The organism is Pseudomonas sp. AAC (assembly GCF_000725445.1).
Lineage (GTDB): Bacteria > Pseudomonadota > Gammaproteobacteria > Pseudomonadales > Pseudomonadaceae > Pseudomonas > Pseudomonas citronellolis.
Genome location: NZ_KL647101.1, coordinates 59,543 through 81,537, shown reverse-complemented (window position 1 = coordinate 81,537; position 21,995 = coordinate 59,543). Strand labels below are relative to the sequence as shown.

At 68.5% G+C, this 21,995-nt stretch carries 15 protein-coding genes and 1 pseudogene; 10 read left to right on the top strand and 6 right to left on the bottom strand.

Going from position 1 to position 21,995, the window contains the following annotated elements; genetic code table 11:
- Window positions 1–295: 295 nt before the first annotated feature.
- From FG99_RS33360 to FG99_RS25865, 4 genes and pseudogenes are all read right to left on the bottom strand, one after another.
- Window positions 296–802 (bottom strand): annotated as a pseudogene (locus tag FG99_RS33360) (methyl-accepting chemotaxis protein); the annotation flags it as partial.
- 1,780 nt (window positions 803–2,582) lie between these two features.
- On the bottom strand, window positions 2,583–4,121 hold the full coding sequence (rhlB, locus tag FG99_RS25875) for an ATP-dependent RNA helicase RhlB (RefSeq protein ID WP_009616114.1): 1,539 nt from the start codon (window positions 4,119–4,121) through the stop codon (window positions 2,583–2,585).
- Between the two features lie 104 nt (window positions 4,122–4,225).
- Complete coding sequence (locus FG99_RS25870; RefSeq protein ID WP_009616115.1) at window positions 4,226–5,164, bottom strand: GGDEF domain-containing protein; 939 nt, start codon at window positions 5,162–5,164, stop codon at window positions 4,226–4,228.
- Between the two features lie 179 nt (window positions 5,165–5,343).
- Window positions 5,344–5,997 (bottom strand): alpha/beta hydrolase, encoded by a 654-nt coding sequence (locus tag FG99_RS25865; RefSeq protein WP_043273084.1) that lies wholly within the window; start codon window positions 5,995–5,997, stop codon window positions 5,344–5,346.
- Between the two features lie 468 nt (window positions 5,998–6,465).
- On the opposite strand from FG99_RS25865, the gene FG99_RS25860 reads away from it, so the two are divergent.
- From FG99_RS25860 to FG99_RS25825, 8 genes are all read left to right on the top strand, one after another.
- Complete coding sequence (locus tag FG99_RS25860; RefSeq protein ID WP_043273082.1) at window positions 6,466–7,494, top strand: amino acid ABC transporter substrate-binding protein; 1,029 nt, start codon at window positions 6,466–6,468, stop codon at window positions 7,492–7,494.
- Between the two features lie 118 nt (window positions 7,495–7,612).
- Entirely contained in the window at window positions 7,613–8,797 is a 1,185-nt protein-coding gene (locus FG99_RS25855) for an amino acid ABC transporter permease (RefSeq protein WP_043273080.1), read from the top strand.
- Between the two features lie 9 nt (window positions 8,798–8,806).
- Window positions 8,807–9,904, top strand: a complete 1,098-nt coding sequence (locus FG99_RS25850) for an amino acid ABC transporter permease (protein WP_043273078.1) — start codon at window positions 8,807–8,809, stop codon at window positions 9,902–9,904.
- 12 nt (window positions 9,905–9,916) lie between these two features.
- Window positions 9,917–10,690: an amino acid ABC transporter ATP-binding protein gene (locus tag FG99_RS25845; RefSeq protein ID WP_043273076.1), complete on the top strand. Its 774-nt coding sequence runs from the start codon at window positions 9,917–9,919 to the stop codon at window positions 10,688–10,690.
- A gap of 261 nt (window positions 10,691–10,951) precedes the next feature.
- Complete coding sequence (pcsA, locus tag FG99_RS25840; protein WP_099049080.1) at window positions 10,952–11,668, top strand: phosphatidylcholine synthase; 717 nt, start codon at window positions 10,952–10,954, stop codon at window positions 11,666–11,668.
- A 454-nt stretch (window positions 11,669–12,122) separates the two neighbouring features.
- Window positions 12,123–12,821: a glutathione S-transferase C-terminal domain-containing protein gene (locus FG99_RS25835; RefSeq protein WP_043273074.1), complete on the top strand. Its 699-nt coding sequence runs from the start codon at window positions 12,123–12,125 to the stop codon at window positions 12,819–12,821.
- Window positions 12,818–13,117: a GIY-YIG nuclease family protein gene (locus tag FG99_RS25830; protein ID WP_043273072.1), complete on the top strand. Its 300-nt coding sequence runs from the start codon at window positions 12,818–12,820 to the stop codon at window positions 13,115–13,117. The genes FG99_RS25835 and FG99_RS25830 overlap by 4 nt, the downstream gene beginning before the upstream one ends.
- Before the next feature lie 74 nt (window positions 13,118–13,191).
- Window positions 13,192–14,127, top strand: a complete 936-nt coding sequence (locus tag FG99_RS25825; RefSeq protein WP_043273070.1) for a glutathione S-transferase family protein — start codon at window positions 13,192–13,194, stop codon at window positions 14,125–14,127.
- Window positions 14,128–14,554: 427 nt separating this feature from the next.
- Here FG99_RS25825 and yejK read toward each other — a convergent pair whose 3' ends face one another.
- Together yejK and FG99_RS25815 are read right to left on the bottom strand one after the other, a co-directional pair.
- Window positions 14,555–15,559 carry a nucleoid-associated protein YejK gene (yejK, locus tag FG99_RS25820; RefSeq protein ID WP_043273068.1) on the bottom strand — a complete coding sequence of 335 codons (1,005 nt, stop codon included), beginning with the start codon at window positions 15,557–15,559 and terminating at the stop codon, window positions 14,555–14,557.
- 64 nt (window positions 15,560–15,623) lie between these two features.
- Window positions 15,624–16,991, bottom strand: a complete 1,368-nt coding sequence (locus tag FG99_RS25815; RefSeq protein WP_043273066.1) for a TAXI family TRAP transporter solute-binding subunit — start codon at window positions 16,989–16,991, stop codon at window positions 15,624–15,626.
- A 106-nt stretch (window positions 16,992–17,097) separates the two neighbouring features.
- On the opposite strand from FG99_RS25815, the gene sbcD reads away from it, so the two are divergent.
- Both sbcD and FG99_RS25805 read left to right on the top strand, forming a co-directional pair.
- Window positions 17,098–18,318: an exonuclease subunit SbcD gene (gene sbcD, locus FG99_RS25810; RefSeq protein ID WP_043273065.1), complete on the top strand. Its 1,221-nt coding sequence runs from the start codon at window positions 17,098–17,100 to the stop codon at window positions 18,316–18,318.
- Window positions 18,318–21,758, top strand: a complete 3,441-nt coding sequence (locus FG99_RS25805; RefSeq protein ID WP_043273063.1) for an AAA family ATPase — start codon at window positions 18,318–18,320, stop codon at window positions 21,756–21,758. Before sbcD ends, FG99_RS25805 begins: the two co-directional genes overlap by 1 nt.
- Window positions 21,759–21,995: the final 237 nt, after the last annotated feature.

The following is a 21,995-nucleotide window of genomic DNA, read 5'->3' as shown; positions in this document are numbered from 1 at the left end:
GGGGGGGTGGGGGGGGGGGGGGGGGGGCAGCCTGTAGGAGCGAGCTTGCTCGCGAATGGTGCTTGACGGTGGTGGTTGTGTTTCGGGTTGAGTCCGCTCCCTCTCCCCAGCCCTCTCCCTGAAGGGAGAGGGGCTTGTCCGTGCCGAGAGAACGAATGGTTTCAGCCGGAAACCTTCGGTGTTGCCGGCTAACTCCAGAACACCCAGTTCTGCCCAACGGTCCCCTCTCCCTTCAGGGAGAGGGTTAGGGAGAGGGAAAGGCGTTGAACCAAGCCGCCGACGTTTCCGGTGAGTGCTAGAGCTGAAACTGCGCCACCAACGCCTCCTGGCTCCCGGCCACCTTGCGCAGGTGCTCGCCGCAGTCGCGGGTGTGCGCGGCGGTCTTGCGGTTCTCCGCGGTCATGTCGCTCAGGCGGTGCATGTGCTGGTTCACTTCCTGGGTGGTGGCCGCCTGCTGTTCGGCCGCCGCGGCGATCTGGAAAGCCATGGCGTGCACGCCCTGCAGGGATTCGTCGAGGGCGCCGAGGGAGTCCAGCACCGCCTGGGTGTCGTGCTCCAGAGTGCGCGCCTGTTCGCTGGCGCCGCCCATGCTGGCCTGGGCCTGGGTGGAGGAGTCGCCGAGGGTGCCGACTATGGTGACGATCTCGTCGGTGGCGCTGCGGGTGCGCTGGGCCAGGCTGCGCACTTCGTCGGCCACCACGGCGAAGCCGCGGCCGGCGTCGCCGGCGCGGGCGGCTTCGATGGCGGCGTTCAGGGCCAGCAGGTTGGTCTGCTCGGCGATCGAGCGGATCACCTCCAGCACCGAGTTGATCTGCTGGCTGTCGCCGGCCAGGGCCTGCACCACCCGGTCGGCGTCGCGCAGGCCGGCGAGCAGCTGGTCCTGGCGGCCGATCATGCGTTGCAGGGTGCCCTGCATGGTGACGAAGGCCTCGCGCGCGGCGGCGCTGCCGTCGGCGCTGCGGCTGGCGCTGCCGGCGATTTCCTGCACGGTGGCGGCCATCTGGTCGACGGCGCTGACCACCATTTCCAGGGCTTCCTGCTGTTGGTCCAGGTGGCTGCTGGTGCGCCCGGCGGCGTCGAGGATGTCGCCGCTGGCGTCGCCCACCGCCTCGCTGGCCTGGCGCAGGCGCTCGACCACCTGGCGCCAGGCCGCGGCCATTTCGTGCAGGGCCTGCATCAGGCCGCTGGCGGCCTCGGCGCCGCCGGCCAGCTTCAGCTCGCCGTTGGCCAGGCGCTGGGCCAGGGCCGCCATGCTCGCCGGTTCGCCGCCCAGCGGGCGCATCACGCTGCGGCTGACCAGCCAGGTGCCGGCGGCCACGCCGGCGAGGGTCAGCAGGCCCAGCACCAGCATCTGCCACATCAGCTTGCGCACCGGGGCGAAGGCCTGGTCCTGGTCCATTTCCGCCACCAGCGCCCAGTGCAGGCCGTCGAGGTTCAGCGGCACGAAGGACTTCAGCGCCGTCGCGCCGCTCAGGCCGGGCTCGGTCAGGCGTCCCTGTTCGCCGGCCAGGGCCTTTTCGCTGGCCTGGCCGGGGAGGGCGGCGGGCGCGTCGCCGGCGCGGCGCACGCGGTGGTCGGCGAAGCGTGCCGAGTCCGAACGCAGGCGCCCGTCGCCGCCCACCAGGTAGGTCTCGCCGGCCTCGCCCAGGCCCTGGCGGCTCTGCATCACATCGTTGATCGCCTTCAGCGGCAGTTCCAGCACCAGCAGCAACTGCAGCTTGTCGTGGTCCTTGATCGGCGCGGCCAGCCATTGCACCGGCTGCTTGTCGTCCTGGGCCGGCTCCAGGTCGCTGATGCTCGCCTTGCCGCTGCCCAGGGCACCGCGGACGAAGCGCCCGAAGGGCGTGTCGCGCCATTGCGCGGCGTTCATGTTCTGCTGGTAGTCGGCGCCGCGCCCCAGGCTGAAGACCACGCTGCCGTCGCTGGCCACCAGGCGCAGCTCGCGGTAGCCGAAGGTCTTGGTGAAGTTTTCGAACACCGGGCGGTCGTAGTTGGCGGTGGTGACCAGCGCCTCGCTCTCCAGCCCCGCGTAGTTGGCGCCGAGGTTGCCGGCCAGGCTGCTGAGCTGGTCGTGGCGCGCCTGCCAGGCGTCCATCAGCTGCCGCTGCTTGATGCTGGCCACCGCCTCCAGGGCGTTCAGGCTCTGTTCTTCGAGGGCGCGGCTGGCCTGGTGGTAGACCACCATGGCCATGACCAGCACCGGGATGAGGCCGATGAGCAGGAAACTGAGGGCGAGCTTGGCGCGCAAGGGCATGGGCGGGATTCCGAAGGCTTGTTCTGAAGGGCGTCGTAAAAAATTCTGCAAGAAGCGTGCAAATTTATTTACGAACGTAAACAAAATCGATCAGGCCGTTCGTTTATCTGCTCAGCTATCAGCCCCGGGCCCAGGCAGGACGATGGCCGGGTGCCATTGTTTGGTGGGGAGAGGGGAGGCGTCGTCCCGGCGGACCCGGCGGGACGAATGGGGCGTTGCGCACCGCGCCGGTGCGTCACCGCGCTCGCCTGGCGTCACCGGGCGTAACGCCGGCGGAAACGAAAAAGGCGAAGCCCGTGGCTTCGCCTTTTTCCGTTTCGCGCGGGGATCAGTGCTTGCGCGGCACCGGCTTGAGCAGCTCGGCGGGCGGCATCTCGCAGGTGATCTTGCGGCCCAGCAACTCTTCGATCGGCGGCAGGGCGAAGGCGTCGTCCTCGCCGGCGAAGCTGATCGAGGTGCCGGTGCTGCCGGCGCGGCCGGTACGGCCGATGCGGTGCACGTAGTCGTCCGGGTCTTCCGGCAGGGTGAAGTTGATCACGTGGCTGATGGCTTCGACGTGGATGCCGCGGCCGGCCACGTCGGTGGCCACCAGCACGCGGATCTTGCCTTCGCGGAAGCCTTCCAGGACCTTGATGCGCTTGTGCTGCGGCACGTCGCCGGACATCTGCGCGGCGCTGATGCCGTCCTTGGTCAGGCGTTCCTCGATGCGGCGGACTTCGTCCTTGCGGTTGGCGAAGACCATCACGCGGGTCCAGTCGTTCTGCGCGATCAGGTTGTACAGCAGCTTGTACTTGTCGCTGCCGGCCACGGCGTAGACGTGCTGCTCGACGGTGTCGCTGGCGACGTTCTCCGGCTCGATCTCGACGATGGCCGGGTCCACGGTCCACTGCTTGGCCAGGTTCATCACGTCGTCGGTGAAGGTGGCGGAGAACAGCAGGGTCTGGCGCTCGCCCTTGTACGGCGTCTGGCGGATGATCTGGCGGACCTGGGGGATGAAGCCCATGTCGAGCATGCGGTCGGCCTCGTCCAGCACCATCACCTCGACCATGTCCAGGTGCACCTCGCCGCGCTGGTTGAAGTCCAGCAGGCGGCCGGGGGTGGCTACGAGAATGTCGCAGTAGCGCGATTCGAGGGTCTTGAGCTGCTTGTCGAAGTCCATGCCGCCGACGAAGCTCATGACGTTCAGCCCGGTGTACTTGGCCAGGCCCACGGCGTCCTTGGCGATCTGCACCACCAGCTCGCGGGTCGGCGCGATGATCAGCGCGCGCGGCTCGCCCATGTAGCGTTCCTTGGGCGGCGGCGTCTGCAGCAGCTGGGTGATGATCGAGATGAGGAAGGCGGCGGTCTTGCCGGTGCCGGTCTGGGCGCGGCCGATGGCGTCCTGGCCCCTGAGGGTGAAGCCCAGCACCTGCGCCTGGATCGGCGTGCAATAGGGGAAGCCGAGGTCGTGGATGGCGTGCATCAGCCGCGGGTCGAGGTTGAAGTCGTGGAAGCGGGTCTTGCCTTCGGCCGGCTCGACCACGAAGTCTTCCAGCTTCCAGTTGTCCACCACCTGCGCCTTGGGCTTGCGCTCGCGGCGCGGGCGCTCGGTCTTCTCGGTTTTTTCGCGCGGTGGCTTGTCGGTGCGCTCGGCCTTCTCCGGGCGGTCGCCGCCGCGGTCCTGGCGTTCGCCGCGCGGCTTGTCGCCCTTGGGCGGACGTGGCGGCTTGTCGTTGCGTTCGCCTTCGGGGCGGGGAGCGCGCGGCTTGCGCGGGCGCTGTTCGCCGTCCTGGCTGGCGGCTGCGGGGGAGGAGGGGGCTGGGGTGGGCGTTGCGGCGGGCTGCTCGCCCTCGCCCTTGCCGAAGATTTTCTTGAGTGCCTTGAGCACGGTGATCTCGTAGTGGTTAAGGATTGAACGGCCGCCAGTGTAAAGCAAGTTGCCAGCCAGGCGAAATCCGTGCGTTGGGGGCGTCGGCCAAAGCCTGCCGTGGATCAGCCGCAGAGGCGGTTGCGGCCGTGCTGCTTGGCCCGGTACAGGGCCTCGTCGGCGCGCCGCAGCAGGCCCTGCAGGCTTTCCTGCAGGTGCATCTCGGCCACGCCGAGGGACACGGTGACGCCGGGCAGGGCGCCCAGCGGGGAATAGAAGGAGTCGATCTGCTCCAGGCTCATGCGCAGGCGCTCGCCGATGGCGCGGGCCTCGTCCAGGCTCACTTCCGGCAGCAGGATGACGAATTCCTCGCCGCCGAAGCGCGCCATGCTGTCCTTGGGCCGCAGCTGGCTGCGCAGGGTATGGGCCACCAGGCAGAGGGCGTAGTCGCCGGCCAGGTGGCCATGGCGGTCGTTGTAGTCCTTGAAGTGGTCGACATCCAGCATGAGCATCGCCAGCGGCTGCTCGTTGAACGCGCAGCGGGTGCTCTCGCGCTCGTAGACGTGCTCCAGCCAGCGCCGGTTGAACAGCCCGGTGAGGGTGTCGATGTTGGCGTTCTGCTCGGTGTTGAGGATGATCCGGTTGCCCTGGCGCACCCGCGCGCAGAGCATCTCCAGCAGGTTCTGCATCAATTGCGGGGAGTGCTCGAACAGGCTCAGCAGCGCCTCGCGGTGCAGGCGCAGGACGCGGGTGGCCTCGGTGGCCACCACGTAGGCCGACGGGTGGTCATGGTCGATGAAGCTGATTTCCCCGGCGCAGTCGCCGCTGCCCAGGGTGGACACCGGGGAATTGTCCAGGGAGCCGAGGTAGACCTTGAGCTGCCCTTCGAGCACCAGGTAGAGGAAGTGGTTGCGGTTGAAGGGCGAAAGCAGGACCTCGCCGGCCTCCAGCTCCAGCGCGCGGAATTCGTTGAGCAGCCGCTGCAAGGCGGTCCCGGCGACGTTCTGGAACAGCCGCAGGTGGCGCAACTGCTGGATATCCTGCTGCCACTGTGTCGGCTTCATGGCTGATGGGGCTTTCGACAGGTTCCGCTGAGGGGCACGACGACTCTCCGTAGTCTGGTTCGTCCTTCGGGAACTTCAGTATTAATGACTTTTGCGTACTGGCAATTCGCTGGCGTGGTGGACCGACCAGCGGTCGGCCCAGCCTGACGACTATCCCGCGAGAGGCCCGCAATGCGCCGTCACAGGCGCTCGCGCAGCCAGGCGGCGATGTCGGCGATCTCCTGGTTGCTGACTTCGTGGGCCATGGGGTAGTCGCGCCACTGCGCGGCCACGCCCTGCCGCTGGAGGAAGTCGTAGGCGGCGCGGCCCATGGCGGGCGCCACCACGTCGTCGTAGGTGCCGTGCAGGCACAGCGCCGGCTGCTGCTTCTTGGCCTCGGGTAGTTGCAGGTCGTCGTCGAAGGTCGGGCCATAGGTGGACAGCGCCATGACCCCGCCCAGCTCGCCCGGCCAGCGCAGGTAGCCGGTGTGCAGCACCACCGCGCCGCCCTGGGAGAAGCCGGCCAGGACGATGCGCCGCTGCGCGATGCCCTGGGCCAGTTGGCCCTCGATCAGCGCGACCACCGCGTCGGCCGAGGCGTCCAGCTGCGCCTCGTCGATGGCCCGGGCCGGCGCCATGGCCTTGATGTCGTACCAGCTGGGCGCCGGCATGCCGTTGAACACCGTCACCGGGCGGGTGGGCGCCTGGGGCAGGATGAAGCGGGTGCGCGGCAGGATCGTCTGCAGCATGCGCGCCACCGGTTCGAAGTCGTAACGGTCGGCGCCCAGGCCGTGCAACCAAATGACGCACGAGTCGGCCGGCTGGGTAGGTTCGAGTAGCAGGGGTTGGCTCATCGGGGGCTCCAGGATGGGGCATGTGCGCCGCAAAGGCGCGCACACCGGAAAAAGGATCGGCGAATCTGCGAAAAGGATGTCGCTTTGCCATAACTTATCGACTTGACCTTCGCCGAAACGGGGGGCGGGAAGCATTCTGGTACGGCCCTTGCTAACTCAGGCACCAGGCTGCGATCCGTCCCGCCGGCGTAACACTCTATCCGACCCCCATCCGGAAACCAGTGCCGTCGGCGGGGCGGGCAGCCCATTGAACAGGCCGCCAAGGTGAGGGCGGCCCCCGCAATACGTCCGGCTCGCGTCATCCGCGAGCGGGGCAGCCTGGGCGGCGAAGCGGACGTATCCGCAGAGCCGGCTAGACTGACCTAAGGTTTCCACTTCGATGCAAGGTCCGGAGCAGACCGTGCGGCGCCTCACAAGGGCGAGTGGGCCGGGACTCCAACACGAATAAAAGCAAACTGGAGGTGATCGATGAAGATGGTGAAATCCACACTGGCGGTGCTGACCGCTCTGAGCGTCCTCGGGCTCAGCGGCATGGCCCAGGCCGGCGCCACCCTGGACGCGGTGAAGAAGAAGGGCTTCGTGCAGTGCGGCATCAGCGACGGCCTGCCGGGCTTCTCCTATGCCGATTCCAAGGGGGTCTACAAGGGCATCGACGTCGATGTCTGCCATGGCATCGCCGCCGCGGTCTTCGGTGACGCCAGCAAGGTCAAGTTCACTCCGCTGACCGCCAAGGAGCGCTTCACTGCGCTGCAGTCCGGCGAGATCGACGTGCTCTCGCGCAACACCACCTGGACCAGTTCCCGCGACAGCGCCATGGGCCTGAACTTCGCCGGCGTGACCTACTACGACGGCCAGGGCTTCCTGGTGAACAAGAAGCTCGGCGTGAGCAGCGCCAAGGAGCTGGACGGCGCCACCGTGTGCATCCAGGCCGGCACCACCACCGAGCTGAACCTGTCCGACTACTTCCGCTCGAACAACCTCAAGTACACCCCGATCACCTACGACACCTCCGACGAAAGTGCCAAGTCGCTGGAATCCGGGCGTTGCGACGTGCTCACCTCCGACCAGTCGCAGCTCTACGCGCAGCGCATCAAGCTGGCCAAGCCGGACGACTACGTGGTGCTGCCGGAAGTGATCTCCAAGGAGCCCCTCGGCCCGGCCGTGCGCCAGGGCGACGAGGAATGGTTCGACATCGTCCGCTGGACGCTGTTCGCCATGCTCAACGCCGAGGAGCTGGGGATCGACTCGAAGAACGTCGAGCAGATGGCCAAGTCCTCGAAGAACCCCGACATCAACCGCCTGCTGGGCGCCGAGGGCGACTACGGCAAGGACCTGAAGCTGCCGAAGGACTGGGCGGTGCAGATCGTCAAGCAGGTCGGCAACTACGCCGAGATCTTCGAGCGCAACGTCGGCGAAGGCAGCGAGCTGAAGATCAAGCGCGGCCTCAATGCCCTGTGGAACAAGGGTGGTCTGCAGTACGCACCGCCGGTGCGCTGACCTCCCACAGCCCGCGCCCGGATCCTGGGCGCGGGCCCTGTTTCGAACGACGTGAGGTCCCCCGCGCGGTCACGGGCGTAGCCCCGTGCCCGCCGGGGCGGCCTGCGAGAGGGCTTACATGCAGAATTCCGTCAAAGCCCGGCGCCCGCGCGGCCTGTCGCTCAGCGACCCGGCCGTGCGCGCCTGGGCCTTCCAGATCATCGCCGTCGTCGCCGTGGTGGCGTTCGGCTGGTTCCTCTTCGACAACACCCAGACCAACCTTGCCCACCGCGGCATCCAGTCCGGCTTCGGCTTCCTGGGCAACAGCGCCGGCTTCGGCATCTCCCAGCACCTGATCGACTACAGCGAATCCGACACCTACGGGCGGGTGTTCTTCGTCGGCCTGCTCAACACCCTGCTGGTGACCGTGATCGGCATCGTCCTGGCGACCATCATCGGCTTCGTCCTCGGCGTGGCCCGGCTGTCGCCGAACTGGCTGGTGCGCAAGATCGCCACGGTGTACATCGAGACCTTCCGCAACATCCCGCCGCTGCTGCAGATCTTCTTCTGGTACTTCGCCGTGCTCGCGCAACTGCCCGGGCCGCGGCAGAGCCTGAGCGTCGGCGGCCTGCTGTTCTTCAACAACCGCGGCATGCAGATGCCGGCGCCGGTGGCCACCGAGGCGCTGCCGGCCTTCCTCATCGCCGTCCTCCTGGCCATCGTCGCCTGGGCCGTGCTCTGGCGCTGGGCCAAGGTGCGCCGCCACGCCACCGGCAAGACCTTCCCGGTGTTCCTCACGGGCCTGGCCACGCTGATCGTGCTGCCGGCGCTGACCATCCTGGTGGCCGGCGTGCCGGTGCACTGGGACGTGCCGGTGCTGCAGGGCTTCAACTTCCGCGGCGGCTGGGTGGTGATCCCGGAGCTGGTGTCCATCGTCCTGGCGCTGTCGATCTACACCGCCGCCTTCATCGGCGAGACGGTGCGCGCCGGCATCCAGGCGGTCAGCCACGGCCAGACCGAGGCCGCCGGCTCCCTGGGCCTGCGCCCGGGGCAGACGCTGCGGCTGATCATCATCCCGCAGGCGCTGCGGGTGATAGTGCCGCCTTTGACCAGCCAGTACCTGAACCTGGCGAAGAACTCCTCGCTGGCCGCCGGCATCGGCTACCCGGACATGGTCTCGCTGTTCGCCGGCACCGTGCTCAACCAGACCGGCCAGGCCATCGAGACCATGGCCATCACCATGAGCGTGTACCTGGCCATCAGCCTGAGCATCTCGCTGCTGATGAACTGGTACAACAAGCGCATCGCGCTGATCGAACGCTAGGGGGACGCCATGGCAAACCATACCTTCAAGCCCGATCTGCCGCCGCCGGCGCTCAGCGTCGGGGTCATCGGCTGGCTGCGCGCCAACCTGTTCTCCAGCTGGATCAACACCCTGCTGACCCTGGTCGGGCTCTACGTCATCTGGCTGATTGTCCCGCCGCTGCTGGAGTGGGCCGTGTTCAAGGCCGACTGGGTCGGCGAGAGCCGCGCCGACTGCAGCCGCGAGGGCGCCTGCTGGGTGTTCATCAGCACCCGCCTCGGCCAGTACATGTACGGCTTCTACCCCGAGGCGCTGCGCTGGCGGGTGGACCTAAACGTGCTGCTGGTGGTGGTCGGCGCCGCGCCGCTGTTCCTGCGCCAGTTCCAGCACAAGCTCAAGTACGGCCTGGCCTACCTGCTGGCGCTGCCGCTGGTGTCCTACTGGCTGCTGCACGGCGGCTTCCTCGGCCTGGACAACGTGCCCACCAGCCAGTGGGGCGGCCTGATGCTGACCGTGGTGATCGCCGCCGTGGGCATCGCCGGGGCGCTGCCGCTGGGCATCCTGCTGGCCCTGGGGCGGCGCTCGAAGATGCCGGCGATCAAGGTCCTGTGCGTCACCACCATCGAGTTCTGGCGCGGCGTGCCGCTGATCACCGTGCTGTTCATGTCCTCGGTGATGCTGCCGCTGTTCCTGCCCGAGGGCATGAACCTCGACAAGCTGCTGCGCGCCATGGTGATGGTGGTGCTGTTCGAGGCCGCCTACATCGCCGAGGTGGTCCGCGGCGGCATGCAGGCCATCCCCAAGGGCCAGTACGAGGCGGCCGCGGCCATGGGCCTGGGCTACTGGCGGATGATGGGCCTGGTGATCCTGCCCCAGGCCCTGAAGCTGGTGATCCCCGGCATCGTCAACACCTTCATCGCGCTGTTCAAGGACACCAGCCTGGTGATCATCATCGGCCTGTTCGACTTCCTGAATAGCATCAAGCGCGCCACCGCGGACCCGGCCTGGCTGGGCATGTCCACCGAGGGCTACGTGTTCGCCGCGCTGGTCTACTGGGTCTTCTGTTTCGGCATGTCCCGCTACTCCATGCACCTGGAGCGCAAGCTGGACACCGGCCACAAGCGTTAGGAGTTCGTCATCATGTCTGAAGCCAGCAACAAGACCGTCCCGGCCATCGGCGATCACGTGATGATCGAGATGAAGGGCGTGAACAAGTGGTACGGCCAGTTCCACGTGCTCAAGGACATCAACCTCACCGTGCGCCAGGGCGAACGCATCGTCCTCTGCGGCCCGTCCGGTTCGGGCAAGTCCACCACCATCCGCTGCATCAACCGCCTGGAGGAGCACCAGCAGGGCAGCATCATCGTCGACGGCACCGAGCTGACCAACGACCTCAAGCAGATCGAGGCGATCCGCAGCGAGGTCGGCATGGTGTTCCAGCACTTCAACCTGTTCCCGCACCTGACCGTGCTGCAGAACTGCATCCTGGCGCCGATGTGGGTGCGCAAGATGCCCAAGCGCGAGGCCGAGGAAGTGGCCATGCACTATCTGGAGCGGGTGCGCATCCCCGAGCAGGCGGGCAAGTTCCCCGGGCAGCTCTCCGGCGGCCAGCAGCAGCGCGTGGCCATCGCCCGGGCGCTGTGCATGAAGCCGAAGATCATGCTGTTCGACGAACCCACCTCGGCGCTCGACCCGGAAATGGTCAAGGAGGTGCTGGACACCATGATCGGCCTGGCCCAGAGCGGCATGACCATGCTCTGCGTGACCCACGAGATGGGCTTCGCCCGCACCGTGGCGAACCGGGTGATCTTCATGGACAAGGGCGAGATCGTCGAACAGGCGCCGCCGGACCAGTTCTTCGACAACCCGCAATCCGACCGCACCAAGCTGTTCCTCAGCCAGATCATCCACTGAGCCTGCGCGGCGCGGCCCCCGCGGGCCGCGCCGCATCCCTGGCGTCCGAAAGCCGTCGCAAAGCCGTCCTACGCTCGTCAGCGCCCTTGGCGCTGCGGGTGCGCTTCGGCGTATCCTGGCCTTTTCCACGCCCACCAAGGCCGGCCGGCTGAACTCGGCCGTCGGATCGGTGTTCCGATACCCAGGAGCATCCTGTGGAAACCCACGGATGGGCTATACGTTGAAATAGCTCGCACTGCCGCCTGACTGAAGAGAAGCGCCGTGAACCTGACCCTCACTCCGTTGAACCTGAGCAAAGCCAAGGCCTGGAGCGCCCACGCGGTGACGGCCAGCGGCGTCATCCTGGCCCTGCTGGCGCTGCTCGCGCTGGTCGACAACCGCCCGCAGGCCTGCCTGCTGTGGCTGGGCGCGGCCCTGCTGGTGGACGGCCTGGACGGCACCCTGGCGCGCAAGTTCGACGTCAAGGCGGTATTGCCGCACTTCGACGGCTCCACCCTGGACCTGGTGATCGACTACCTCACCTACGTGTTCATCCCGGCGATCTTCATCTACCGCTACGTGCCGCTGCCGGTGCACAGCGAGCTGGCGATCGTCGGCGTCATCCTGGTGTCCTCGCTGTTCTGCTTCTGCAACGTGAACATGAAGAGCAAGGACAACTACTTCGTCGGCTTCCCGGCGGCCTGGAACGTGGTGGCGGTGTATTTCTTCGTCCTCGGGCCCGGCCCGTGGGTGAGCCTGGTCACGGTGCTGGTGCTGGCGGCCCTGACGCTGACGCGGATGAAGTTCCTGCACCCCTTCCGGGTGCGCCAGTTCATGCCGCTGAACATTGCGGTGACCTTCGTCTGGATGTTCAGTAGCGCGTTGCTGATCCTGCAGCAGCCGGTGGACCAGACCTGGCTGTTGTGGCTGTGGTTCGTGGCTTCGGCGTATTTCGTCGGCGTGTGTGTCTGGCGGACGGCCATGGAGTGGTTCAACTGAGATAGGGCGGGGCGTTCCGGTTTCATCGCAGGGCGGAGTCCGCTCCTATGGCATGAGCGAGCATGGCTCTTCGTAGGATGGGTTTCGCAAGCTCAACCCATCCTACGGGGTGTCATATTTGCTGGAAGGTGTAGGAGCGGGCCCTGCCCGCGATTTCGCGCGCAGGGCGCGCTCCTACATTGGAATGGCGTGGGTTGGGCGGCGTAGGAGCGGACTCTGTCCGCGATTGGATTCCCCGGCCACGCCGGACGCCCCGGTGGCACGACCAAGGGCGGATAACCGTGAACGCTCATACGCCCTACGTTCGCGGGAATGACGGGTTTCAGAACCGTTACGCAGGCGGCACCCGAGCCACCCGGCGAACCCGGTCATGTCTGATAGCACTCCGACAGGGCTCGCCGCGGCGCCTGGCATGCGCTTAAATACCAGGCGAGCCCGCGCAGGAAGCCTCGCCATGATCACCCTGTTCCAGTTCCCCCCGGCCTTCAATGTGCCCAACGTCAGCCCCTTCTGCCTGAAGCTGGAGACTTTCCTGCGCTTGTCCGGGCTGGAATACCAGGTGCAGCACGTGACGGACCCGCGCAAGGGGCCCAAGGGCAAGCTGCCCTTCATCAAGGTCGAGGGGCAGACCGTTGCCGATACCGAGATCATCATCCACGACCTCCAGCAGCGCTTCGCCCTGGACCTGGACGCCGGCCTCGATGCCCGCGGGCGTGGCTGGGCGGTGTCGATCACGCGGCTGTGCGACGACCACCTGGCGCCGCTGCTGGTGTACTTCCGCTGGCTGGAGGAGGACGGCTGGCGCCAGGTCGCCCCGGTGCTGCTGCGCGGCATCCCGGCGCCGCTGCGGCCGGTGGTCGGCGCGCTGGTGCGCCGCAAGATCCGCGGCGAGATGCGCGGCCGCGGGTTGACCGCCCACAGCCGCGAGGAACTGCTGAGCTTCGCCCGCCAGGACCTCGACGCCCTCGACGGCATGCTCGGCGACCTGCCGTACTTCGGCGGCGCCCAGCCCTGCAGCGCCGATGCCGCGGCCTACGGGATACTCGCCAACCTGGTCCTGTGCACCCTGGAAACCCCCCTCAACCACATGGCGCGCGAATATGAGCGCCTGGTCGGCTACTGCGAACGCATGCAGCAGCGGGTCTGGGCATGACCCAGGCCGAGCCCAAGCCCTGGTTCGTCTACCTGGTGCGCGCTGCCAACGGCGCGCTCTACTGCGGCATCAGCGACGACCCGCAGCGGCGCTTCGAGGCGCATTGCAGCGGGCGTGGCGCGCGCTTCTTCCATTCCAGCCCGGCGCAGGCGCTGGTATACGTCGAGGCCTGCGCCGGCAAGGGCGAGGCGCTGCGCCGCGAGCGGGCGATCAAGGCCCTGGGCAAGCCGGCCAAGGAGCGCCTGGCGCTGGCCGGCGCGGCCCTGGCCATCAGCGTGGCGGATGGCCGTCCATAGCGTCGACCGGGTAGGACCGCGCGCCGCGGCGGGGTAAGCTGGAAGGCCCTCAACGCCGGCCAACGGAGCCCCGCATGTCCGAGCTGATCCTGCACCATTACCCGACTTCCCCCTTCGCCGAGAAGGCCCGCCTGCTGCTGGGCTTCAAGCAGCTGTCGTGGCGCTCGGTGCTGATCCCGCCGATCATGCCCAAGCCCGACCTGCTGGCGCTCACCGGCGGCTACCGCAAGACGCCGGTGCTGCAGGTGGGCGCCGACGTCTATTGCGACACCGCGCTGATCGCCCGCCGCCTGGAGCAGGAGAAGGCCACCCCGGCGCTGTTCCCCGAGGGCCAGGAATTCAGCGTCGCCGCCTTCGCCACCTGGGCCGATTCGGTGCTGTTCCAGCACGGCGTGAGCCTGGTGTTCCAGCCCGAGTCCATCGCCACGCGCTTCGCCAAGCTGCCGCCGGAGTTCCTCAAGGCCTTCATCGCCGACCGCGGCCAGCTGTTCAGCGGCGGCAGCGCCGCACGCCTGCCGGCCGAGCAGGCGCGCCAGCAGTGGCCGGTGTTCATGGCGCGGCTGGAGCAGCAACTGGCGCGGGAGGTGGGCGACTTCCTGTTCGGCGAGCCGTCCCTGGCGGACTTCGCCGTCGCCCACGTGCTCTGGTTCGTCAAGGCCACCCCGGTGACCTCGCCGCTGGTGGACGCCTACCCGTCGGTAGTGGCCTGGCTGGGCCGGGTGCTCGGCTTCGGCCATGGCGCGCACAGCGAGATGAGCAGCGAGGAAGCCATCGCCGTGGCCCGCGACAGCCAGCCGGCGGCGCTGCCGGACGAGCCGTTCAGCGACGCCAACGGCCTGCGGGCCGGCCAGCGGGTGGCCATCGCGGCGACCGACTACGGCGTCGATCCGGTGGAGGGGGAACTGCTGCACGTGGGCAGCGAGGAACTGATCCTGCGCCGCGAGGACCCGCGCGCCGGGGTGCTGCATGTGCATTTCCCGCGGCTGGGGTTCGCCGTCGAGGCGCGCTGAAACGCAGGAGCCACGGCCCTTGGCCTTTGGCCCGAAAAGCGCCAGCCACGCCATTCCCTTCACGCCATTCCCTTGTAGGAGCGCGCCCTGCGCGCGAATCGCGGGCAGGGCGCGCTACAGCCGGGACAACGGCGGATAACGCCGTAGGCGTTATGCGCCCTACGGGGAATGGCGTGGGTGGGGGGCGTAGGAGCGGATCTCATCCGCGAATCGCGCCGGAATGTCCGGCTATCGCGGACAAGGTCCTACGGTTCCAGGAAGCACGGCTTTTCGTAGGATGGCGTTGAGCGGAGCGATACCCATCACCCCGGCAGCATGGGTATCGCAAGCTCAACCCATCCTACGAAAAGCACCTCGGCGCAAGACAGTTGCTCCTACGACCGTGCTTCCTGGACACGTAGGAGCGGACTCCGTCCGCGATTCGCGGTTATTTGCGCCGCTTGAGCTGGTCGTGCAGCTGCGTCGGCAACCCGCGGATGATCAGCATGTCGCGCTCTTCGTCGTACTCCACCTTGCTGCCCAGCAGGTGCGCCTCGAAGCTGATCGACAGGCCCTCGGCGCGACCGGTGAAGCGGCGGAACTGGTTGAGGGTGCGCTTGTCCGCGGGGATTTCCGGGGCCAGGCCGTAGTCCTTGTTGCGGATGTAGTCGTAGAAGGCCCGCGGCGCCTGGTCGTCCATCAGCTCGGAGAGCGCGTCCAGGGCCATCGGCTCGCCCAGGCGCGCCTGGCTGGTGGCGTAGTCGACCAGGGTGTCGGTCTTCTCGCGGGCCTGCTCTTCGGGCAGGTCCTCGCTTTCCACGTAGTCGCTGAAGGCCTTGAGCAGGGTGCGCGTCTCGCTGGGGGCGTCGACGCCTTCCTGGCAGCCGATGAAGTCGCGGAAGTAGTCCGAAACCTTCTTGCCGCCCTTGCCCTTGATGAACGAGATGTACTGCTTGGAGGTCTTGTTGTTGCGCCATTCCGAGCAGTTGATCCGCGCCGCCATGTGCAGCTGGCCCAGGTCCAGGTGGCGCGAGGGCGCCACTTCCAGCGCCTCGGTTACCGCCACGCCCTCGCTGTGGTGCAGCAGGGCGATGCTCAGGTAGTCGGTCATGCCCTGCTGGTAGTGGCAGAACAGCACGTGGCCGCCGGTGGAGAGGTTGGACTCCTCCATCAGGCTCTTCAGGTGCTCTACGGCCTGGCGGCTGAAGGCGACGAAGTCCTTGCCGCCGTCCAGGTACTCGGCCAGCCAGCCGCTGAACGGGTAGGCGCCGGACTCCTCCTGGAACAGGCCCCAGGCCTTGTTCGGCTTGGCGTTGTAGCTTTCGTTGAGGTCGGCCATCAGGTTCTCGATGGCCTGGGAGTCGCCCAGTTCGGCGTCGCGCGCGTGCAGCGTGGCGGGGTTGCCGTCGGGCTTCTTGTCGATCAGGTGGACGATGGCGTGACGAATCGGCATCTCGGGCTCGGCTCTGGACGATGGTGGCAAAGCCGCCAGTTTACCCGAGCGCGACGCGCCACGCTCACTCGGCCTTGTCCAGCGGCGCCTCGCCGTCGCGCTCGCGGCGGTTGCGGCGCAGCTGGCGCAGGCGACGTATCACGTAGTTCAGGTGCAGGTGCAGCTCGTACAGCTCGTTGTAGTACGACAGCGGCACCTCCACCCGCGACAGCTCGGCTTCCAGGCTCTCCAGGCGCTCGATCTCGCGGCTGAGCTCCGCGCCGCCGGTGTTTTCGTCCAGGCGCCGGTCGATTTCCCGCAGGTAGCGGTACCAGCGGTAGATGCGCGCGCGGATGCGCCAGCGGTACAGCGGGCCGATGGACTTGAACAGCGGGATGAGGATGGCGATGAAGGGGATCAGCAGGATGATGTAGCGGTCGGCCAGGGAGGCGATGCGGAACGGCAGGAAGCGCTGCAGCAGCGGCAGGCCGCTCTTGTAGTAGCGCTCGGCGTCCTCGTTCAGGCGCAGGGTGCGCGGCTCGGCGGCGGGGAAGGCGCCGGGGGCGTCGAGCAGGCTGCCCTGGCGCATCGCCTGGCGCGCGGCCTGGAGGATCAGCGGCGTCAGCGCCGGGTGGAAACGCTCGTTGATCACCAGGGTGGCCACCGGCGACAGGGTGGTCAGGTTGCGGTGCGGCACGTTGTGTTCCAGGTTCAGCAGGCCTTCGCCCACCTCCAGGCGCTTGAGGAAGCGCAGGCGCGCCTCGTAGGCGTCGGCGCGGCGGAAGCCGGCCAGCAGCAGTTGCTCGCTGGCGGCCAGGCGCTGGATCAGCGGGTTGTCCGCCGGGCCGACGAAGAAGGCGGCGTCCAGGCTGCCGGCCAGCAGCGCGTCGGCGGCGCTGTCGCCGCCGCTGGCCTGCCAGCCGGCGGGGTGCTGTTCGTCGCCGATGCCGTTGGCCTGGAGGATGGCCGCGGTGATCGCCTCGGTGCCGCTGCCGCGGCTGCCCAGGGCCACGCGCAGGGGCAGCAGGTCGGCGATGCGGTCGATGTGCACGTCGCGGCGCTGGAACAGCCACAGCGGCTCCTGGAACATGGCGCCGAGGGTCTGCAGGCGCTGCCGCTGCCCGGCGGCGAGCTGGCGTTCCTGGCCGCTCTGCACCAGGGCGATGTCCACGCCGCTGTGCTCGTCCAGCAGCAGGTCCATGTTCTGCCGCGAGCCGGCGCTGGGCACCAGCTTCAGCTCGAAGCCCTGTTCGGCCAGCTCGGCCCGCAACTTTTCGCCGAAAGCCGCGTAGCCGCCGTCGGGGGCGCCGGTGGCGAGGGTGGCGCTCATCGGCGGCGGCGGCGCGACGAAGTAGAAGACCGCGGCCACCAGGGCGGCCAGCACCGGCACTATCCACAGGTTGGCGCGCACCAGGATGGTGAGGTCGCGGAGCATGTTGAGCAGGCGTTGCATGGTCTGATTCCCGGCCGGCGTCCCTTCAGGATAGCCAGCCTGGCGCGGGCGCACCCCGGAAGCGGGTATCATCGCCGGCTGAATCAGGCAGCGGGACAGCAGGCGCATGCGCATCCTCCACACTTCCGACTGGCACCTCGGCCAGCACTTCATGGGCAAGAGCCGCGAGGCCGAACACCGCGCCTTCTGCCGCTGGCTGGTGGAACGGGTGCGCGAGCACGACGTGGACGCGGTGATCATCGCCGGTGACGTGTTCGACACCGGCGCGCCGCCCAGCTACGCCCGCGAGCAGTACAACCGCTTCATCGTCGAACTGCGCGAGACCGGCGCCAGCCTGGTGGTGCTGGGCGGCAACCACGACTCGGTGGCCATGCTGGAGGAATCCCGCGAGCTGCTGGCGGTGCTCGGCACGCGGGTGATCGCCGCCGCCGGGGCCGACCTCGACCGGCAGTTGCTGGTGCTGCCGCAACGCGACGGCACGCCGGGCGCGGTGCTCTGCGCCATTCCCTTCCTGCGCCCGCGCGACCTGCTGGCCAGCCAGGCCGGGCAGAGCGCCCAGGACAAGCAACTGGCACTGCAGCAGGGCATCCAGGCGCACTACCAGGCGCTGTTCGCCCTGGCCGAGGCCAAGCGCGCCGAACTCGGTGGCAAGCTGCCGATAGTCGCCACCGGGCACCTGACCACGGTCGGCGCCAGCGCCAGCGAGTCGGTGCGGGAAATCTACGTCGGCAGCCTGGAGGCCTTCCCCACCAGCGCCTTCCCGGCGGCGGACTACATCGCCCTGGGGCACATCCACCGGCCGCAGAAGGTCGGCGGCCTGGAGCACGTGCGCTACTGCGGCTCGCCCATCGCCCTGAGCTTCGACGAGGCGCGGCAGGCCAAGGAAGTGCTGCTGGTGGACCTCGACGAAAGCGGCCTGCGCGCGGTGACGCCGTTGGCCGTGCCCTGCTTCCAGCCCTTGCAGTCGCTGGCCGGCGACCTCGACAGCCTGCCCGCGGCGCTGGCCGAAGCCGCCAGCCTGGCTACGTCGGAACGCCCGGTGTGGGTGGAAGTGCTGGTGCGCAGCGACGACTACCTGAACGACCTGCAGGCGCGCCTGGAGAAGCTCTGCGAGGCGCTGCCGGTGGAAGTGCTGCGCACCCGCCGCGAACGTGGTAGCCAGCAGGTGGGGCTGTTCGGCGAGGCGCGCGAGACCCTCGACGAGCTCTCCGCCGAGGACGTCTTCGAACAACGCCTGGACGCCGAGCAGCTGGAACCGCCGCTGCGCCAGGAGCTGGCCGGGCTGTACCGCCAGGTGGTCGCCGAACTGCAGGAGGAGCAAGCCTGATGCGCATCCTCAGCCTGCGCCTGAAGAACCTCAACTCGCTCAAGGGCGAGTGGAAGATCGACTTCGCCGCCGAGCCCTTCGTCGGCAACGGCCTGTTCGCCATCACCGGGCCCACCGGCGCCGGCAAGACCACCCTGCTGGACGCCATCTGCCTGGCCCTGTACCACCGCACGCCGCGCATGAACACGCTGTCGCAGAGCGGCAACGAGCTGATGACGCGGCACACCGCCGACTGCCTCGCCGAGGTCGAGTTCGAGGTCAGGGGCCGCCGCTACCGCGCCTTCTGGAGCCAGCGCCGGGCCCGCGACAAGGTCGACGGCGCGCTGCAGGCGCCCAAGGTGGAGCTGGCGCGCATCGAGGCGGCCGGCGGCGAGGGGGAAATCCTCACCGACAAGATCAACGACAAGCTGCGCCAGACCGAGCAGCTCACCGGCCTCGACTTCGGCCGCTTCACCAAGTCCATGCTGCTGGCCCAGGGCGGTTTCGCCGCCTTCCTCGAGGCCAGCGCCAACGACCGCGCGGCCCTGCTGGAAGAACTCACCGGCACCGAAATCTACGGGCTGATTTCCCAGCGCGTGTACGAGCGCAGCAAGGCGGCGCAGAACGATCTGGAACTGCTGAAGAGCCGTGCCGAAGGCATGGAGCTGCTCAGCGAGGAACAGCGCGGCGAGCTGCAGGCCGAAGCCGAACGCCTGCTGGCCGAGGAAGCGCCGTTGCTCCAGCGCCAGGCCGAACTGCAGGCCCAGCGCCGCTGGCGCGAGGACCTTTCCCGCGCCGAACAGCACCACCAGCAGGCCGCCACGCGCGAGCAGCAGGCGCGCGATGCCCTGCTCCAGGCGGCCCCCGACCTGCAGCGCCTGGCCGCCAGCGAGCCGGCGGCGCGCCTGCAGCGCATGCATGCAGCCTGGCAACAGGCCCGCCAGGCGCTGGAGCGGGACCATAGCGGCCTGGCGGACCTGCGACGCCAGCAGCGGGACTGCGCGGAGCAGGCCGTGCGCAGCCTGTGGCAGGCCAGCCAGTACAGCGCGCAATGGGCGGGGCAGCGCCAGCGCGCCATCGATGAACTCGCAACGCAGCGCCGCGAAGTACAGGCGCAGCTTGCCGCGCACCCGCAACGCGCCCGCCTGGGCGAACTGCTGGGGGGCTGGCGTGCGCAATTCGCCCAGCGCGAACAGCTCGGCGGCGAACTGCAGGGCGCCCGCGCGCGCCTAGAGCAGGAAGCCTCCGCCATCCAATCCTTGCACGGCCAACTCACCGCCCAGGGCCAGGCCCTGGCCGACGCCGGGCAGGCGCTGGACGCGGCGCGCCAGGCCGAGGCGCAGCAGCAGGCGCGCTTGCAGGCCCTGCTGCAAGGCGCCGGCGAAAGCGCCCTGCGTGAGCGCTGGCAGCAACTGCAGCAGCAGGGCAGGGCGTTGGACCGCCTGCAGCAGCTGGCGCAGAGCCGCGAGCAGGCCAGCGCGCAGGTCGCCCGCCTGCAACCCCAGCTCGATTCGCTGCAGCAACGCCAGGCGCAGAAGGAAACCGCGATCGCCGAACTGCGCGAGCGCTACAAGGCGCTGAAGCAGCAGGTCGCCGACAAGGAGAAGCTGCTGGAGCAGGAGCAGCGCATCCAGGCCCTGGAGGCCTATCGCGCACAGTTGCAGCCCGGCGAGGCCTGCCCGCTGTGCGGCTCCCACGAACACCCGGCCATCGCCAGCTACCAGGCGCTGGACGTGTCGCAGACGCGCCGCGCCCTCGACGAATGCCGCACGGCCCTGGCCGCTCTGGAAAGCGATGGCGTGGCGCTGCGCGACGAACTCTCCGACGTGACGGCCCAGGCGGCACAGGCTCGGCAACAGCTGGAGCAACTGCGCGAACAACTGCACCAGCTCGATGCCGAATGGCAGCGCCAGTCGGCCGAACAGAACCTCGCCATCGAGGATGCCGCCGGCCTGGCCGCGATCCGCCAGGCCCAGGAGCAGGCCCTGGCCGACCTGCAGGAACGCCTGGCGGCGCTCGATGCGCTCAAGGGCGAATTGCAGCAGGCCGCGAGCGCCCGCGAGAGCGCCGAGCGCAGCCATGCGGCCGCGCTGCAGCAGGAGGCCCTGCTGCGTCGCGACCTGGACAATGCACAGCAGCGCCAGGCGGAACAACAGCAACGCCTGGAACAGCTGCAAACCCAGGCCGAACGCCAGGCCGCCGAACTGCTGGCCAGCCTCGACGGTTTCGCCGCCGCCTTGCCCGAGCAAGGCGCAGCCTGGCTGGCCGAGCGCGAAGGCGAATGGCGCGCCTGGCAGCAGGCCCAGCAACGGGACCAGCAACTGCAGGAGGCCGAGCGCGAAGCCCGGCGCATGTTGCAGGAAGCCGAAGCGCAGGCCGGGCAATGGCGCGAACGCTGGAGCGCCAGTGGCGAGCCGGCATTGCCGGAGCTGGCGCCCGAGGCGCAGCCACAACAGGCCCTGCAAGCGGCGGAGGCGGCCCTGCAGGCGGCGCAGCGCCAGGCCGATGCGCTGCTCGGTCGCGAGCAGAGCCTCGCCGCGCACCTGGAGCAGGCGCGCACTACCCTGACCGAATGCGAGCGCACCTGGCAGCAGGCTTTGGAAGAAAGCCCGTTCGCCGACCTGGCGGCCTTCCTCGCCGCGCTGCTGGAGGATGGCGAGCGCCAGCGCCTGGGCGAACTCAAGACGCGCCTGGATACCGCGCTGACCGAAGCCGTGGCGTTGCGCGCCGCCGCCGAGGAAGCCGAGCGCCAACTGCGCGCGCAACCGCTGGGCGAACTGGAGCTGGCGGCCCTCGACGAGCAGTTGCAGGCCCTCGCCACCCAGCTGCGCGAACTGGGCCAGCGCCAGGGCGAAGTGCGCGCGCAACTGCAGGGCGACGACGCGCGCCGCGCCAGCCAGCAGGCGCTGTTCGCCGAGATCGCCGCACAGGAGGCGCACCACGACCTCTGGCAGCGCCTGAACGGCCTGATCGGTTCCTCCGATGGCGCCAAGTACCGGCGCTTTGCCCAGGGCCTGACCCTCGACCACCTGGTGCACCTGGCCAACCGGCAACTGCAGCGCCTGCACGGCCGCTACCAACTGGCGCGGCGCAGCGACGGCGAGCTGGAACTGGAGGTGGTGGACACCTGGCAGGGCGACGTCGCCCGCGACTGCCGCACCCTTTCCGGCGGCGAGAGCTTCCTGGTCAGCCTGGCGCTGGCCCTGGCGCTGTCCGACCTGGTCAGCCACAAGACCAGCATCGACTCGCTGTTCCTCGACGAAGGCTTCGGCACCCTCGACGGCGAGACCCTGGAAGTGGCGCTGGACGCCCTCGACAGCCTCAACGCCAGCGGCAAGAGCATCGGCGTGATCAGCCACGTCGAGGCGCTCAAGGAACGCATTCCCGTGCAACTCAAGGTGCACAAAGGTGTCGGTATGGGGTACAGCCGCCTCGACGCGTGCTTCGCCGTGCAATCCTGAGCCTTGCCCGGCGTCATTGCGCCGCACGTTGGCGGCGCGACGACTTGCAATCGAAGCGCGGCGAGGTAGGCTCAAGAGCGCACTCTTGGCCGTGAGAGGAATAACGCAGGGAGTGCGTCAGGCTCGTCCCGGACCGCCAGTTTCGGCACGCACAGGGGCGGCATCCACAAGACCCCTTGAGGTGATCGAGATGAAGAAAACCGCAGCCACTGCGAAGAAACCCGCTGCACCCAAGAC

Excerpts from the sequence above, each read along its gene's own strand:
- FG99_RS25870 (WP_009616115.1), bottom strand. The coding sequence starts at position 5,164 with ATGAAGCCGACACAGTGGCAGCAGGATATCCAGCAGTTGCGCCACCTG.
- FG99_RS25865 (WP_043273084.1), bottom strand. The coding sequence starts at position 5,997 with ATGAGCCAACCCCTGCTACTCGAACCTACCCAGCCGGCCGACTCGTGC.
- FG99_RS25860 (WP_043273082.1), top strand. The coding sequence starts at position 6,466 with ATGAAGATGGTGAAATCCACACTGGCGGTGCTGACCGCTCTGAGCGTC.
- FG99_RS25855 (WP_043273080.1), top strand. The coding sequence starts at position 7,613 with ATGCAGAATTCCGTCAAAGCCCGGCGCCCGCGCGGCCTGTCGCTCAGC.
- FG99_RS25850 (WP_043273078.1), top strand. The coding sequence starts at position 8,807 with ATGGCAAACCATACCTTCAAGCCCGATCTGCCGCCGCCGGCGCTCAGC.
- FG99_RS25845 (WP_043273076.1), top strand. The coding sequence starts at position 9,917 with ATGTCTGAAGCCAGCAACAAGACCGTCCCGGCCATCGGCGATCACGTG.
- FG99_RS25835 (WP_043273074.1), top strand. The coding sequence starts at position 12,123 with ATGATCACCCTGTTCCAGTTCCCCCCGGCCTTCAATGTGCCCAACGTC.
- FG99_RS25830 (WP_043273072.1), top strand. The coding sequence starts at position 12,818 with ATGACCCAGGCCGAGCCCAAGCCCTGGTTCGTCTACCTGGTGCGCGCT.
- FG99_RS25825 (WP_043273070.1), top strand. The coding sequence starts at position 13,192 with ATGTCCGAGCTGATCCTGCACCATTACCCGACTTCCCCCTTCGCCGAG.
- yejK (WP_043273068.1), bottom strand. The coding sequence starts at position 15,559 with ATGCCGATTCGTCACGCCATCGTCCACCTGATCGACAAGAAGCCCGAC.
- FG99_RS25815 (WP_043273066.1), bottom strand. The coding sequence starts at position 16,991 with ATGCAACGCCTGCTCAACATGCTCCGCGACCTCACCATCCTGGTGCGC.
- sbcD (WP_043273065.1), top strand. The coding sequence starts at position 17,098 with ATGCGCATCCTCCACACTTCCGACTGGCACCTCGGCCAGCACTTCATG.
- FG99_RS25805 (WP_043273063.1), top strand. The coding sequence starts at position 18,318 with ATGCGCATCCTCAGCCTGCGCCTGAAGAACCTCAACTCGCTCAAGGGC.